The following is a 14,019-nucleotide window of genomic DNA, read 5'->3' on the forward strand; positions in this document are numbered from 1 at the left end:
CCACGCGCGTCTCGCCATCCGCTCACGCCTACACTGGAGGGGTGGTGCAGAGATGGCGAGACGTGGCCCGGGCGAGCGGCCTCGCCTCCCCCGACGGCTCGGCCAGACCCACCATCTTCGCCGAGATGACCGCGCTCGCGCAGCGCACCGGTGCCGCCAACCTCGGTCAGGGCTTCCCCGACAGCGACGGGCCCGCCTGGGTGCGCGACATCGCCGCCGCCGCGATCCGCAACGGCGTCAATCAGTATCCGCCCGGGCGCGGCACCCCTGAGCTGCGCCACGCCATCGCAGCCCACCAGCTGCGTCACTACGGCATCGAACTCGACCCCGAGCGCGAAGTGCTCGTCACCGCCGGAGCCACCGAGGCCATCGCCGCCGCGGTGCTCGCCCTCGCCGGCCCCGGCGACGAAGTCGTCACACTCGAACCCTTCTACGACTCCCACGCCGCGGCCATCGCCATGGCAGGCGCCACCCACGTCACCGTGCCGCTCACCCCCGACCCCGACGGCTTCCGCCTCGACACCGCGGCCCTCGACACCGCAGTCTCCCCGCGCACCAGCATCATCATCGTCAACACACCCCACAACCCCACGGGCACCGTGCTGTCACCGCGCGAACTGCAGCTCATCGCGGCGGCCGCGCAGCGAGCCAACGCGCTCATCATCACCGACGAGGTCTACGAACACCTCACTTTCGACGGCGTCGCCCACACCCCGATAGCCACGCTTCCCGGCATGGCTGCACGCACGCTCACGGTATCGTCGGCGGGCAAAACCTTCTCGCTGACAGGTTGGAAGATCGGCTGGATCACCGGGCCCGCCGAACTCATCGAGGCCGTCACCGCGATCAAGCAGTTTCTCACCTACAGCGGCGGCGCACCCTTCCAACCCGCCATCGCACGCGCGCTCATCGACGGCGACGCCGATATCGCCGCGCTACGAGACTCGCTCTCCGCCCGCCGCGACCTCCTCGCAGCAGGCCTCCGCAACGCAGGCTTCGACCTCATCATGCCGGCAGGCACCTACTTCGTCTGCGCAGATGCGAGGCCGTTCCTCAGCGACGGCGACGACGGTGCCGCCTTCGCCCGCGCACTCCCCGAGCGCGTCGGCGTGGCCGCCGTGCCCGTCAGCGCATTCTGCCGCGAAGCAAGCACCGCATCGCAGGCGCTCGCGCCCTGGGTGCGTTTCACCTTCGTCAAAGACGAACGAACCCTCCGCACCGCCGTCGAACGGCTGCGCGGGCTAGAACGAACGAGAGGAGCAGTGCAGCGATGAGTCGTGTCGTCGCCGTTGTTGGAGGAGTGCTCGCGCTCTGGATGGCAGCAGGCCGCTGGATGTTCGGGATCGGCGGATCACTGACGTGGTGGTACCTGCCCACCATCGGGCTCCTGTTCATCGCCCTGAACCTCTGGCTCTCGCGCCGTCTCAGCATCACGCGTCACCGCGGCCGCCGCACCAGCCGCAGCACCATCGTGTCGCTCGCGCTCTCCTGGGCCTGCGCCATCGGTTTCGGCCTGACAGTGCCAGACCTTTCCGGCGGCGACCTCGTCTCAGTGCTCAGCCTCGCCGCAGGGTCGTCGTTCTCCAGCGAAATGTCGATCGCGCTCTGCAACCCGCTCGGCATCCTCGCCTTCGCCCTCCTCGTCGCCTCTGTCGCATTCGCCTACGGCGACGCCCGCGACCCGAAACCCGAAGAAGACGAGGAGCCAGGCGAGGGCGGCATGGTGCCGCACCCGCTGGGCTGATCCGCACACCAAGTTCGCGTTTCGACCGCGTCGCCCCAAACATCCCCGAAAGATGCCACCATGGGAACATGGGGTTCCTCACATACGGCGGCACGCAGGAGTTCGAATTCGACGACCGCACGCTCGCGCACCTCAAAGTCGCGATCACCATCAAACTGCGCCGGCAAGAGAGCTTCCTGATGAGCTGGACTGTGCCCGTGGAGCGCGGCGGCGGGCGCGTATCGATCTGGCTCACACCGTCGATACCGCTCGCGTTCCGCTTCGCAGGCAGCCGCGCACCACAACTCGACAAGCACTGGCTGGCAGTGCTGAACGACCTGTCAAACACGCCGAGGGGGCTCGTCGTCGTCTCCCAACAAGAGGCGCAACAGCACCTGGCAGAACAGAACTAGGAGCACACATGGGCCACCTGAACTACGGCAACGGCGCAAAATTCGCTTTCAACGACCGCCTGCTCACACACCTGCGCACCGTCATCCTCGCGAAGCTCAACCTGCAGGAGAGCCTCGTCTTCACCTGGAGCGACGACCAGCAGCAGCACAGCATCTGGCTCCACCCCTCTGTGCCCGTGCACTTCGAGTTCGATGAACGCTCAACCGACGAACTCAACCCGGCATGGATCGAACAGCTGCTCGCCTTCGCCAACTCCCAAGGCGGGCTCCGAATCGTCGAAGAACCTCCTCAGCCGGCCTGATCTGGAAGCGGTGTGCACGGAGGCGGATCCGCCGCTCTGCAGCCCCCTCTTTTCGGTGCGACACAACGATTGCCGTTTACCTCAATATGAATGTGCTGCGCAAGCCCCTGCGAGCATCTTTGCGGCAGGAGTAACGTCGAAGGCACGGGCGGTCCTGCTCTCAGGCGGGCCCGCATCATGGAAAGGAGCAGGACATGGGTTTCATTGCTTTTCTCGTGCTCGGCCTGATCGCCGGAGCGATTGCCAAGGCGATTCTGCCGGGTCGGCAGGGCGGCGGCTGGTTCGTGACGCTGCTTCTCGGCGTCGTCGGCGCAATGCTGGGCGGCTGGTTGGGTTCGGTGATCTTCGGAGCAAGCCTGCAGGACTTCTGGTCGCTGCAGACGTGGCTGCTCGCCATCGGCGGCTCCGTTGTCGTGCTGCTGATCTGGGGCCTCATCGTCGGTCGCAGAGGCGCCGCGGACTAACCCCGCAACGACCGCACGAGGCCCCGCACCGGCACGAGCCGGTGCGGGGCCTCGTGGTGTGTGTGGCACTAGGCATGGTACAGGCCCAGGAGGCGTGTCGCTCTGCAATTGCGGCCACTCGGACGAATACAGAAAGCCCGGCCAGAATCACATTCTGACCGGGCTTTCACCGCGGAGGGTAGGGGATTTGAACCCCTGATGCAGGGTTACTGCATGCTTGTTTTCAAGACAAGTTCCTTCGGCCGCTCGGACAACCCTCCGCGCACGAGCTTAGCAAAACTGCGGGGCCGGGTTGGGCCACTACCCCAGCAGCTCGGGAAAACGGTCTCGCAGCGCCGCGAGCAATCCGCCCTCTTCGACGGTGCCCGTCACTCGCACCGCCGCCGCGCGCACCTCGGGCACGGCCTGACCCATCGCCACGGAGTCGCCCGATCGCCCCGCCCATCGCAGCATGTCGATGTCGTTGCGTCCGTCGCCCGCGGCGAACACCCGCGAACGGTCGATGCCGAGTCGCGCCGCCACCACTTCGAGCGCGCTCGCCTTCGTCACCCCGTCGGGGGCGATGTCGAGCCACGAAGTGCTGCCCACCGCATACGAAACGTGCGTGAGCCCCAGCGTCTCGACAGCATCGAGGAACTCTTCCAGCCTGTGATCGGGCGACACCACGACCACGCGCGAAGCCTGCACGCCGAGCAACTGCTCGAACGGCACCATGCGCTGTTCGGAGGGCAGGGTGCCCGTGGGGATCGGCGCGGTGTACAGGAAGCCACCGTCGGCGAGTTCGACTGCGAAGCTCGCCGTAACAAGCGCGGTGCGGATCTTCTTCAGGGCGTCGCTCGGGTCGAACGCTTCGACATACTCGCGCCGGTAGGCGCGGGGGGCGAGCGGATCGCGGTGCAGCGTCACCGCGCCATTGGCCGCAATCACCCAGTCGGGGCGGATCCGCAACCGCTCCACAATCGGAAGCGTCGCATCAACCGAACGCCCCGTCGCAATGATGACCTCGTGCCCGGCCTCGTGGAGCGTGCGAATCGCCTCGGCGAGGTCGTCGTCGATGCGACCGCCGCTGGGGTCGTCGCCGGCGCCGTGGAAGTCGTGATTGAGCACGGTGCCATCGAGGTCGAGTGCAACAATGTGCCGTTCATCGGCGGAGACAACGCCCCGGGTCGATGCGGCGGATCCCGCGCCCATCTCAGGCACCGGCCACCGGGGTGAGCACCTCGAGCCCACCCAGGTACGGGCGCAGAGCCTCAGGCACGATCACACTGCCATCGGCCTGCTGATGCGTTTCGAGAATCGCAACGAGCCAGCGCGTCGTCGCAAGGGTGCCGTTGAGCGTCGCAACGGGTGAAGTCTTGCCGTTCTCGCCACGGAAACGAGTGGCGAGCCTGCGCGACTGGTAGGTGGTGCAGTTCGAGGTCGAGGTGAGCTCGCGGTACGCGCCCTGCGTGGGCACCCAAGCCTCGATATCGAATTTGCGCGCCGCACTCGAGCCGAGATCGCCGGCCGCGACATCGATGACGCGGTAGTGCAGACCGAGCGCCTGCAGCATGTCTTCCTGCCAGCCCACCAGGCGATCGTGCTCCGCCTCAGCCTCGGCCGGGTCGGCGTACACGAACATCTCAAGCTTGTTGAACTGGTGCACCCGCAGAATGCCGCGGGTGTCCTTACCGTGCGAGCCGGCCTCGCTGCGGTAGCAGGTCGACCAGCCGGCGTAGCGCAGCGGCCCCTGCGACAGATCGACGATCTCGTCGGCGTGGTAACCCGCAAGCGCCACCTCACTCGTGCCCGTGAGGAACAGATCCTGCTCAGGCAGGTGGTACACCTCGCTGGCGTGCTCCCCCAGGAAGCCCGTGCCACCCATGATCTCGGGCTTCACCAGCGTGGGCGTGATGAGCGGCGTGAACCCGTGCGACAGCGCCTTGTCGAGCGCCATATTCATCAGTGCCAGCTCGAGCCGCGCACCCACCCCCCGCAGGAAGTAGAAACGCGCGCCCGAAACCTTCGCGCCACGCTCCATGTCGATCGCGCCGAGCATCTCGCCCAGCTCAAGATGGTCGCGGGGCTCGAAATCGAACTCGGCGCGCTCACCGACCTCGCGCAGGGTGACGAAGTTGCTCTCGCCACCCTCGGGCACACCCTCGATGACCACATTCTCGATGCTCATCGCAAGCGCCTCGAACTGCGCCTCGGCTTCCTTTGCGCGTGCCTCCGCTGCCTTCACGCCGGCCGCGAGCTGCTGAGCCTCCGCTATGAGCGCGGGCTTGTCTTCCTTCGACGCGGTCTTCACCCGCCCGCCGAACTCCTTCTGCTGAGCGCGCAGACTCTCGAACTCGGTGAGCGCAGCCCGGCGAGCCGCGTCGGCGGCGAGCGCCTGATCCACCACCGCCTCATCATTTCCTCGCGCGCGCTGCGAGCGCTTAACGGCCTCAGGATCGGTGCGGAGCAAGACTGGATCGATCACGCACCCAGCTTACCCGTGTCGCAAGCGGTGGCGGCAGCCGCGGCGGCCACTCCCCCACTACGCTGTATCCATGCCAGAGACCCACCGTCTGCCCGTCGCCGCAGTGGTCTACCAGCCGTTCAAAACAGACCTCGCCGCGCTACGCAGAGCGGTGTCGCTGCACGAGCAGCAGTCAGGCTGGGCGACGACGCGCTGGTACGAAACCGAAGCCGAAGACGCCGGTGTGGCTGTCGCCCGACGCGCCGTCGCCGAGGGGGCAAACCTCGTGCTCGCCAGCGGCGGCGACGGCACCGTGCGGGCAGTGGCCGAAGCCTTGCGCGGCACCGGAGTTCCGCTCGCGGTGGTGCCGCAGGGCACCGGCAACCTGCTCGCCCGCAACCTGGGCATGCCGCTCGGCAAGCCAGAAGAAGCCGTGCGCGCGGCGTTCTACGGCCGCAACCGCCCCATCGACCTCGGCGTGCTGAGCATTGTGCGTGAAGACGACAGCGAAGACGAGCACGTCTTCCTCGTGCTCGCCGGCATGGGGCTCGACGCCCGCGCGATCTCAGCCACCCGCGCCACCCTGAAGAAGCGCCTCGGCTGGCTCGCCTACGTCGACGCCGGCGTGCGCACCATGCTCAAGGACCGGCCGCTGCAGATCCACTACTCCGTCGACCGCTCCCCCCTGAAGTCACTGTCGGTCTACACCGTGATGATCGGCAACTGCGGGCTGATGCCAGGCGGCGTGCTGCTGATCCCCGACGCAAAACTCGACGACGGCAAGCTCGACGTGGTCGCACTGCGGCCCCTCGGCCCGTTCTCGTGGCTGCGCATCTGGAACAAGATCGGCTGGGAGAACGGCGTGCTGCGCAAAACGCAGGCGGGCAGACGCATCATCGACCTCGTCAACGACACCAAGAGCGTCAACTACCTGCGAGCCACCCGCTACGCACTGTCGGTGCCGCGACCCGAACCGGTGCAGCTCGACGGCGACGATTTCGGCCTCGCGCTCGCGGTGAGCGGAACGGTGGATCCCGGCGCGCTGACGGTGCGAGTGCTGCCGGAATGGAACGCGCAGAGCTGACCCTGCGCGGAACGGGCCGGCACCGGCGGCAGGGCAATGCCGGGCTCTGGCACGGGGCCTGACCTGTGCCAGCCAGGGCTGGGCGTCAGGCGGCGCCTGGCGCGCCCTCGATCACCTCGCGCAACCAGTCGCGGGCGTCGCGGAAGGCGTCATCATCGTAGGAGTCGCGGATGCTCGCGGCAACGCGATCCGCCCTCGGATACGACCCCAGGAACACCACGTTCGGGCTGAACCGCTTCACGCCCAGCAGCGCGTCGGCCACACGCTCGTCCTTGATATGCCCCTCTGCGTCGATCACGAAACGGTAGCGGCCCATGCGGTCGCCCACGGGGCGGGAGGCGAGCAGCGTGAGGTTCACGCCGCGGGTGGCGAACTGCTCCAGCAGTTCGAGGAGCGCACCGGCGCGGTCCTCGGGCAGTTCGGCGATGAGGGAGGTCTTGTCGGCACCGGTGGGCTCTCCGACGGCGGCGGTGCGGCTGACGAGCACGAAGCGGGTCACGGCGTCAGGGTTTTCGGCGATGCCCTCAGCGAGCACCTCAAGGTCGTAGTGCTCCTCGATGCCTGGCGGCGCGATGGCGGCGTTGATGCCCTTTTCGGCGTCAAAGAGATCGCGGGCGGCCTGCACATTCGAGGTCGCTGGGAGGTGCCGGTGGCGGGGCACCTGATCGTCGAGCCAGGCCCTGCACTGGCCGTAGGCCACCGGGTGCCCCGAAACTACCGCAATGTCTTCGAGCCGGGTACCCGGACGGGCCACGAGCACGAAACTCACCGGCACGAGGTATTCACCGACGATGCGCAGGCCGGGGATCGTGGCGAGGGCGTCCTGCGCGACGGTCACGCCGCCGTCGATCGAGTTCTCGATCGCGATCATGGCGGCGTCGCTGAAACCCGTCACCACATCGTTCAGTGCCTCGCCGAGATTCGCGACGGGGTTCCACTCCTGCCCCACGGCCTCAGGCACCTGCTTCAGAGCCGCCTCGGTAAACGTGCCCGCCGGCCCCAGGTAGGAGTAGCGGCGGGTCGTCTCAGCAGGCTCTGGCATGCGAACCAGCGTACCGCGTTCGTGGGCGGGCCCAGCGGATCCGCGGCCGGGTACGGGTGCGCCAGGGAAGCGGCGCAGACCCGAGCCCCGCAAGCCTCAGCCGAGCACGCGGCCGACGAGCGCCTGCGCAGCCTGCTGCACAAGCGCGAGGTGCTCGGGCCCCCGGAACGACTCGGCGTAGATCTTCATGACGTCTTCGGTGCCCGAGGGGCGCGCGGCGAACCAAGCATGCTCGGTCTGCACTTTGAGCCCGCCGATGGGGGCGCCGTTGCCGGGCGCGCGGGTGAGGATCGCCGTGATCGGGTCACCTGCAAGCTCGGTGTCGGTGACGTCGTCGGGCGAGAGCGCCCCGAGGCGCTGCTTCTGCTCGGGTGTGGCCGCGGCGTCGATGCGGGCGTAGGCGGGCTCACCGAAGCGCTCGGTGAGCTGCCGGTAGCGTTCCGAGGGCGACTGGCCGGTGACGGCCTGAATCTCAGCGGCGAGCAGCGCCAGCAGAATGCCGTCTTTGTCAGTGCTCCACGCACTGCCGTCGAAGCGCTGGAACGATGCGCCCGCGCTCTCCTCGCCACCGAAGACGAGCTCGCCCGTCGAGAGGCCTGGCACGAACCATTTGAAGCCCACAGGCACTTCGAGCAGTTCGCGGCCGTGCGCGGCGACGACCCTGTCGATGAGCGCCGACGAGACGAGCGTCTTGCCGACCTTCGCGGTCGTGGGCCAGTCAGGCCGGTGCGTTAGCAGGTAGTCGATGGCCACTGCGAGGTAGTGGTTCGGGTTCATGAGCCCGCCATCGCGGGTGACGATGCCGTGGCGGTCGGCGTCTGCGTCGTTGCCGGTCACGATGTCGTAGAGCGGCTGGGAGTCGGCAACCGTCGACATGACGTGCCGCGAGGAAGGATCCATGCGGATCTTGCCATCCCAGTCGAGGTGCATGAAGCCCCACTGCGGGTCGACGCCGGGGCCGAGCACGGTGAGGTCAAGGTTGTAGCGGTCGCGGATCGCCGCCCAGTAGGCGACGCTCGCCCCACCGAGGGGGTGGGCCGCCAGGCGCACCCCGGCCTCGCGGATCGCGGCGACGTCGATGACGTCACCGAGCGCCTCGACATACTCGCCGAGGAAATCGTAGCGACCCACCGGCACACCGCCGATCCCGTCCTCGCTGGACCGGCGCACGCTGTCGATGCCGCGCTCCAGGATCTCGTTGGCACGGGCGGCGATCGCGTTCGTCGCGTCGGTATCTGCGGGCCCACCGTGCGGCGGGTTGTACTTGAAGCCGCCGTCTGCCGGCGGATTGTGGCTGGGGGTGACGACGATGCCGTCGGCGCGGGCCGGGTCGTCGACGGCGCGGTCGCGGTTGTGGGTGAGGATCGCGTGGCTCACGGCCGGGGTGGGCACGAACACCTCGTCACCGCTGCCCGCCTTCGCGAGCACGTGCACGCCAGCGGCAGACAGCACCTCGCGCGCCGTGTGCTCGGCCGGCGCCGACAGCGGGTGGGTGTCGGATCCGATGAAGAGCGGCCCGGTGATGCCCTGAGCGGCGCGGTATTCGGCGATGGCGGCGCTGATCGCGACGATGTGGGCTTCGTTGAAGGAGCCCTTCAGTGAGGATCCGCGGTGGCCCGAGGTGCCGAACACGACCCGCTGGGTGGGGTCGGCGGGATCGGGGACGACCTCGGAATAGGCGGCGATCAGCGCCGCGACGTCGACGAGATCCTGCGGCTGCGCCGGCTGTCCTGCTCTCTCATGCATGCTTCCAGTGTGCCAGCCCACCCGTTCGCACGCCCGCGAAACTCTGTCTCTTCATCGTTTCGCGCCCCTCCTCAGGCACCGATTCACGTTCGAGCATCCCGATCGGCGGGGTTCGGGGTGCGCGAACGTGGATCGGTGCAGCAGGCTGCAGCAGCCAGCGCGCTCGGATCCGCCACAAAACCCGCGATACCGCCCGTTCACCGTACGCGGTTACTCTGGAGACATGGATGACACCGTGATCCCCTCCCGTCGCGACGAAATCGAGTGCTGGCTCACCGACATGGATGGCGTGCTCGTGCACGAGGAGCGCGCGATCCCCGGTGCCGCCGAGCTGATCCGGCACTGGCGCGAGAACGAGATCCCCTACCTCGTACTCACCAACAACTCGATCTTCACCGCCCGCGACCTCAGCGCCCGCCTCGCGGCCTCAGGCATCGAAGTGCCTGAGGATCGAATCTGGACGAGCGCGCTCGCCACCGCCGCGTTCCTCAAGCAGCAGAAGCCCGGCGGTTCGGCGTTCGTGATCGGCGAGGCCGGCATTCTCACCGCGCTGCACGACGCGGGCTATGTGATGACCGAGTCGAACCCCGACTTCGTGGTGGTGGGCGAAACCCGCAACTACTCCTTCGAGGCGATCACGAAGGCGGTGCGGCTCATCATGGGCGGGGCGCGGTTCATCTCGACGAACCCAGACGCGACCGGCCCGAGCGCTGACGGCCCACTGCCCGCGACGGGCGCCATCAACGCACTCATCACGAAGGTGACGGGCAAGGTGCCTTACATTGTGGGCAAGCCGAATCCGATGATGTTCCGTTCGGCGCTCAACCAGATCGGCGCGCACTCCCACAACACGGGCATGATCGGCGACCGCATGGACACCGACGTGGTTGCGGGCATGGAGGCCGGGTTGCACACGGTGCTCGTGATGACGGGCATCTCGGATCGCCGCGAGATCGAGAAGTTCCCGTTCCGGCCTGACGAAATTCTCTCTTCGGTGGCGGATCTGCTCTAGCCCGCCGCGCCGCTACACGCCCGCAAGGTAATCGTCGACCGAGCTCACGGCCGCGAAGCCGTCAGCAAGTGCCGCGATGAAAGCCGTGTGCACCGCGGCACCGGGGACGCGCTGCCCGCCGAACTCAAGATCGGGAGCGGCGCAGGCGTCGTGCAGCACCCGCACGGCGAAGCCGCGCTCGGCGGCGGCGCGCACCGTCGAATCGACGCACATGCTCGTCATCATGCCTGCGACGACCAGCTCGTCGGGTGTGAGCTGCGCGAGGCGCTCAGCGAGATCAGTGCCAAGGAACGCGTTGGGCTCGGCCTTCTGCAGCACCGGCTCCCCGTCGAGCGGCCGCACCGCCTCGTGAATCTCGACCCCCTCCGTGCCTGGCCGCATGAACACGGCGTCGGGGGCATCCCAGACGTGCTGCACGTGCAGCACCGCATCGCCGGCCTCGCGGAATGCCGCGATCGCTCGCGCGGCCGCCTCTGCGGCGGCGTCCGATCCGACGAGCGGGTAGGCCCCTCCCGCGAAGTAGTCGTTCTGGATGTCGATGATCAGCAGCACACGTGCCACGGGTACTCCTTCGGACGGCAAGCGGGGCACCAGCCTACTCGCTCACCGGCTCCGCCCAACAGCCTTCATTCGCGCCCGGTAGCCTCCCTGCAGACCTATTTCTTCTTGCCCTGGCGCAGCGTCTTGACGAGCATCTGCCCGAGGATGAAGGCCAGCAGCAGCGAGAACGCCACATTCGACCAGAGCGGCGGGATATGCGTGGCGATCACCGAGCCGAGCGGCGATAGCAGGCTCGCAGCAATGCCCAGCACAGCCGCAGACCTGATGTCGACGTTGCGCCGGCGCGCGTTGCCGAGGGTGCCCGAGATCGAGCCCGGGATGAGCATGATGAGCGAGGTGCCCTTCGCGATCAGGTCGCTCGCCCCGAAGAAGAACATGAGCACGGGCACCACAACAACGCCGCCGCCGACACCCAGCAGGCCGGAGAGCACACCGGTCACAAGGCCGGTCACCACGAGCAGCGCCCCCGTCAGCACGGTGATGTCGATCACGGCGTCGCGCTGCGGCACAACGAACCACAGGCTGATCACCACACCCAGCAGGAACGCCATGAACATCCAGCGCAGGAACCCCGTGGGGATCCGCGACAGCAGGTAGCTGCCGATCTGCGCCCCGACAACCACACCCGCCGCGAGCAGCACAGCAGCAAGCCAGTCGACATTGCCCTGCAGCGCGTAGCCGATACCGCCGACAATCGCCGCGGGCAGGATTGCAGCAACCGAGGTGCCCGCCGCAAGCCGCTGCTGGAAGCCCAGGATCATCACCAGCATCGGAACGAGCACCACGCCGCCCCCGATGCCGAAGAGGCCGGAGAGAAGGCCGGTGAGCGCCCCTAAGAGAGCGAGAACGATGATGCTGGGGCGAGGAGACTGAGTCATAGAGGTCGTTTCTGAGAGAGGTTGTCGAGCTGCGGATCAGGATTGCGGATCGCTTCAGCCAGAGGCAGGCACCACAATCGCAGAGCCATCGGAGCGCGGATCGCTCGCAGCGTCGTACCCCTCAGCGCTGACACGGATCAGATTCGAGTGTCCCAGATCTTCCGAGTACCTTGGCACCACCTTGAGCGGGAAGCCCGCCTCGGCGATCGCATCCCGAGCCTCCGCCGGCACGTCCTCCTCGATCGTCACCCGCACCACGCCGTCAGCGCCGGGCTCGTCGACAATCCACCGTGGGGCGTGCGTCGCCTCGTGCGGTGACGCCCCGGCGAGAGAGCGCAGCAGCAGTTGAGTGTGGATCTGCGGCTGCGCCGATCCGCCCATCGTCGCCGGCACCCACGCGAGCTCATCACCGCGAAGAATCAGCACAGGCATGAGCGTGTGCCGTGGGCGACGACCCGGGGCGAACGCATTGGGCGAGGCCGGATCGAGCGAGAACGACGTGCCCCGGTTCTGGAACAGAATGCCCGTCTCGGGGTCGAGCACCGCGGCACCGAACCCGAAATACACCGAGTTGATGAGCGAAATCGCCCAACCGTCTGCGCTCACGGCGCTCAGGCCGACGGTGTCACCGCTCGGCTTCGCCTCGCGCGGGGGCGCGTGCTCGGGGCGCGGCATCGCGATGAGTTCAGGGCCGGTGGGGCCGCCGGATGCCGGATCGGCGAGGTAAGCCGCACGCACCGCGTTGCCGCCCCGGAACGCGTTTGCGAGGGCACCGGCACCCGCACCGAGCGGGTCGTCGATGCCGGCCACGATGGCTTCGAGGGCACGCAGCAGGATGAAGCCCGACGTGTTCGGCGGGCCCGTGATGACGCGGTGACCCCCGTAGGAACCTTCAAGTGGTTCATCCCAGAACGCGGTGTAGGCGGCGGCGTCCTCGGGCGCGATCTTCGATCCCAGCGCCCGCAAGCCGGAGACCCAGCGCTGCGCGAGCTCCCCCGTGTAGAACTCATCGGGCCCGCCCGCGGCAAGGCGACGCAGCGAATCGGCGAGCGCGGGCTGCACGAACGGCTGCCCCTGCACGAGCGGCAGCCCGTCTGGGATGAACGCGTGGCGGCAACCTGGATCGAGTTCGAGCACCTCGCGCTCGTCGACGATCGCCGCCGCAACCGACTTCGCCGTCGGCACACCATCGGCGGCGTAGCGGATCGCGGCCTCCAGGTGCTGCTCCCAGCTGCGGGTCGCCCCGAAGTTGTGCAGCTCACCCCAGCCGCGCACCCCGCCAGGCACGGTCACCGTGTCGATGCCGCGCAGCGGCAGCAGTTCGCCGTACGTCTCGCGGAGGGCGTCGAGCGACTGCGCGGCAGGGGCCGTGCCCGTCGCGTTGAGAAAGCGCACCTCACCCTGCGGCGAGCGCACCAGGGCGACCAAGTCGCCGCCCAGCGCCACATTGTTCGGGTACACCACGCAGAGGGCGGCGGCGGCGGCGAGCGCCGCATCGATCGCATTGCCGCCCGCTTCGAGTGCGGCAGCACCCGCCTCCGTGGCGAGGTGGTGCGAAGTCGAAATGGCTCCGCGGGGGTGTGCGTCAGAGTGCGTCATCCCTGTGCTCCTTCGTCGTTCGCGCCCGTCGCGGCGAGGGCGATCTGCTTGCTGATGTCGAGCACATGGGCTCGGGCCTCTGCCTCGGCCGCCGTCGGGTCTCCGGCGGCGATCGCTTCGAAGATCCGGCGGTGCGCCGCACTCGACGCCTCGCGGCGCTCTTTGGTTTGATAGCGGCTGGAGCGGCTCGGGGCGATCTGTTGGGCGATCTGCTCGTTGATGAGTTCGAGCAGCGGATTGTGGGCGTACTGCGCGATGGCCTGGTGGAAGGCGCGATCCAGCTCCGCGTAGCGCTCCTTGGTGACGCCGGCCTCCATCGCCTCCACCAGCTCGCGCAGCTGAGCGATATCGCGGGGGGTGGCGCGCGTCGCCGTGATCCCCGCGATCGGCGGCTCGACAATGGCGCGCAACTCCATGATGTCGCGGATCTCGGGGTGCACCGCCGACACCGCACTCGAGATGCGGTCGGCGATCCCCGACCGCTCGCCCGGGCTCAGCACGATCGTGCCGCGCCCAGGCTTGCGGTCGATGAGGCCGCGGTTCTCAAGCTCCCGCAGCGCCTCCCTGATCGAGACTCGGGAAACGCCGAGGTGCTGGGCCAGCTCGCGCTCAGCCGGAAGCTTCTCGCCCGGGGCGAGGTCGCCCTCGAGAATCAGCCGTTCAAGATCGACCGAAAGCCTGTCGGGCACCGAGAGGGTCGTCCCTCTGTTGATCGAGTCCCAATCCATTGCGCACTTCCATTTCTCACTTCG

General features: G+C 68.0%; 15 protein-coding genes and 1 tRNA gene. 7 read left to right on the top strand and 9 right to left on the bottom strand.

What is annotated here, in order from left to right; genetic code table 11:
- The first annotated feature begins 41 nt into the window (after positions 1 to 41).
- From WFI54_RS11430 to WFI54_RS11450, 5 genes are all read left to right on the top strand, one after another.
- Positions 42 to 1,274, top strand: a complete 1,233-nt coding sequence (locus WFI54_RS11430) for a pyridoxal phosphate-dependent aminotransferase (RefSeq protein WP_336652921.1) — start codon at positions 42 to 44, stop codon at positions 1,272 to 1,274.
- On the top strand, positions 1,271 to 1,744 hold the full coding sequence (locus WFI54_RS11435; RefSeq protein WP_336652922.1) for a hypothetical protein: 474 nt from the start codon (positions 1,271 to 1,273) through the stop codon (positions 1,742 to 1,744). The genes WFI54_RS11430 and WFI54_RS11435 overlap by 4 nt, the downstream gene beginning before the upstream one ends.
- 68 nt (positions 1,745 to 1,812) lie before the next feature.
- Complete coding sequence (locus tag WFI54_RS11440; RefSeq protein ID WP_336652923.1) at positions 1,813 to 2,136, top strand: DUF7882 family protein; 324 nt, start codon at positions 1,813 to 1,815, stop codon at positions 2,134 to 2,136.
- A gap of 8 nt (positions 2,137 to 2,144) precedes the next feature.
- Positions 2,145 to 2,438, top strand: a complete 294-nt coding sequence (locus WFI54_RS11445; RefSeq protein ID WP_336652924.1) for a DUF7882 family protein — start codon at positions 2,145 to 2,147, stop codon at positions 2,436 to 2,438.
- A gap of 194 nt (positions 2,439 to 2,632) precedes the next feature.
- The gene (locus tag WFI54_RS11450; RefSeq protein WP_336652925.1) at positions 2,633 to 2,902 is read left to right on the top strand and encodes a GlsB/YeaQ/YmgE family stress response membrane protein; all 270 of its coding nucleotides are present in this window, start codon (positions 2,633 to 2,635) and stop codon (positions 2,900 to 2,902) included.
- A 172-nt stretch (positions 2,903 to 3,074) separates the two neighbouring features.
- On the opposite strand, the gene WFI54_RS11455 is transcribed toward WFI54_RS11450, so the two are convergent.
- From WFI54_RS11455 to serS, 3 genes are all read right to left on the bottom strand, one after another.
- Positions 3,075 to 3,162 (bottom strand) — tRNA-Ser (locus WFI54_RS11455).
- Between the two features lie 40 nt (positions 3,163 to 3,202).
- Positions 3,203 to 4,093: an HAD family hydrolase gene (locus WFI54_RS11460; RefSeq protein WP_336652926.1), complete on the bottom strand. Its 891-nt coding sequence runs from the start codon at positions 4,091 to 4,093 to the stop codon at positions 3,203 to 3,205.
- A 1-nt stretch (position 4,094) separates the two neighbouring features.
- On the bottom strand, positions 4,095 to 5,366 hold the full coding sequence (gene serS / locus WFI54_RS11465; protein WP_336652927.1) for a serine--tRNA ligase: 1,272 nt from the start codon (positions 5,364 to 5,366) through the stop codon (positions 4,095 to 4,097).
- Positions 5,367 to 5,436: 70 nt separating this feature from the next.
- Between serS and WFI54_RS11470 the strand changes: the two genes are divergently transcribed.
- Positions 5,437 to 6,429 carry a diacylglycerol/lipid kinase family protein gene (locus WFI54_RS11470; protein WP_336652928.1) on the top strand — a complete coding sequence of 331 codons (993 nt, stop codon included), beginning with the start codon at positions 5,437 to 5,439 and terminating at the stop codon, positions 6,427 to 6,429.
- Between the two features lie 85 nt (positions 6,430 to 6,514).
- On the opposite strand, the gene pheA is transcribed toward WFI54_RS11470, so the two are convergent.
- Together pheA and pgm are read right to left on the bottom strand one after the other, a co-directional pair.
- Positions 6,515 to 7,471 (bottom strand): prephenate dehydratase, encoded by a 957-nt coding sequence (pheA, locus tag WFI54_RS11475; RefSeq protein ID WP_336652929.1) that lies wholly within the window; start codon positions 7,469 to 7,471, stop codon positions 6,515 to 6,517.
- Between the two features lie 96 nt (positions 7,472 to 7,567).
- Positions 7,568 to 9,217, bottom strand: a complete 1,650-nt coding sequence (gene pgm, locus WFI54_RS11480; RefSeq protein ID WP_336652930.1) for a phosphoglucomutase (alpha-D-glucose-1,6-bisphosphate-dependent) — start codon at positions 9,215 to 9,217, stop codon at positions 7,568 to 7,570.
- A 223-nt stretch (positions 9,218 to 9,440) separates the two neighbouring features.
- On the opposite strand from pgm, the gene WFI54_RS11485 reads away from it, so the two are divergent.
- Positions 9,441 to 10,229, top strand: coding sequence for an HAD-IIA family hydrolase (locus WFI54_RS11485; protein WP_336652931.1), 789 nt, complete (start codon positions 9,441 to 9,443; stop codon positions 10,227 to 10,229).
- A gap of 12 nt (positions 10,230 to 10,241) precedes the next feature.
- Here WFI54_RS11485 and WFI54_RS11490 read toward each other — a convergent pair whose 3' ends face one another.
- From WFI54_RS11490 to WFI54_RS11505, 4 genes are all read right to left on the bottom strand, one after another.
- Positions 10,242 to 10,790, bottom strand: coding sequence for a cysteine hydrolase family protein (locus WFI54_RS11490; RefSeq protein WP_336652932.1), 549 nt, complete (start codon positions 10,788 to 10,790; stop codon positions 10,242 to 10,244).
- Positions 10,791 to 10,885: 95 nt separating this feature from the next.
- Complete coding sequence (locus WFI54_RS11495; protein WP_336652933.1) at positions 10,886 to 11,668, bottom strand: sulfite exporter TauE/SafE family protein; 783 nt, start codon at positions 11,666 to 11,668, stop codon at positions 10,886 to 10,888.
- A 54-nt stretch (positions 11,669 to 11,722) separates the two neighbouring features.
- Positions 11,723 to 13,267: a gamma-glutamyltransferase family protein gene (locus WFI54_RS11500; protein ID WP_336652934.1), complete on the bottom strand. Its 1,545-nt coding sequence runs from the start codon at positions 13,265 to 13,267 to the stop codon at positions 11,723 to 11,725.
- Positions 13,264 to 13,995: a FadR/GntR family transcriptional regulator gene (locus tag WFI54_RS11505; RefSeq protein WP_336652935.1), complete on the bottom strand. Its 732-nt coding sequence runs from the start codon at positions 13,993 to 13,995 to the stop codon at positions 13,264 to 13,266. Before WFI54_RS11505 ends, WFI54_RS11500 begins: the two co-directional genes overlap by 4 nt.
- Positions 13,996 to 14,019: the final 24 nt, after the last annotated feature.

It is taken from the genome of Leucobacter sp. MMO-125 (genome assembly GCF_037148395.1).
In the GTDB taxonomy this organism is placed as follows: Bacteria; Actinomycetota; Actinomycetes; order Actinomycetales; family Microbacteriaceae; genus Leucobacter.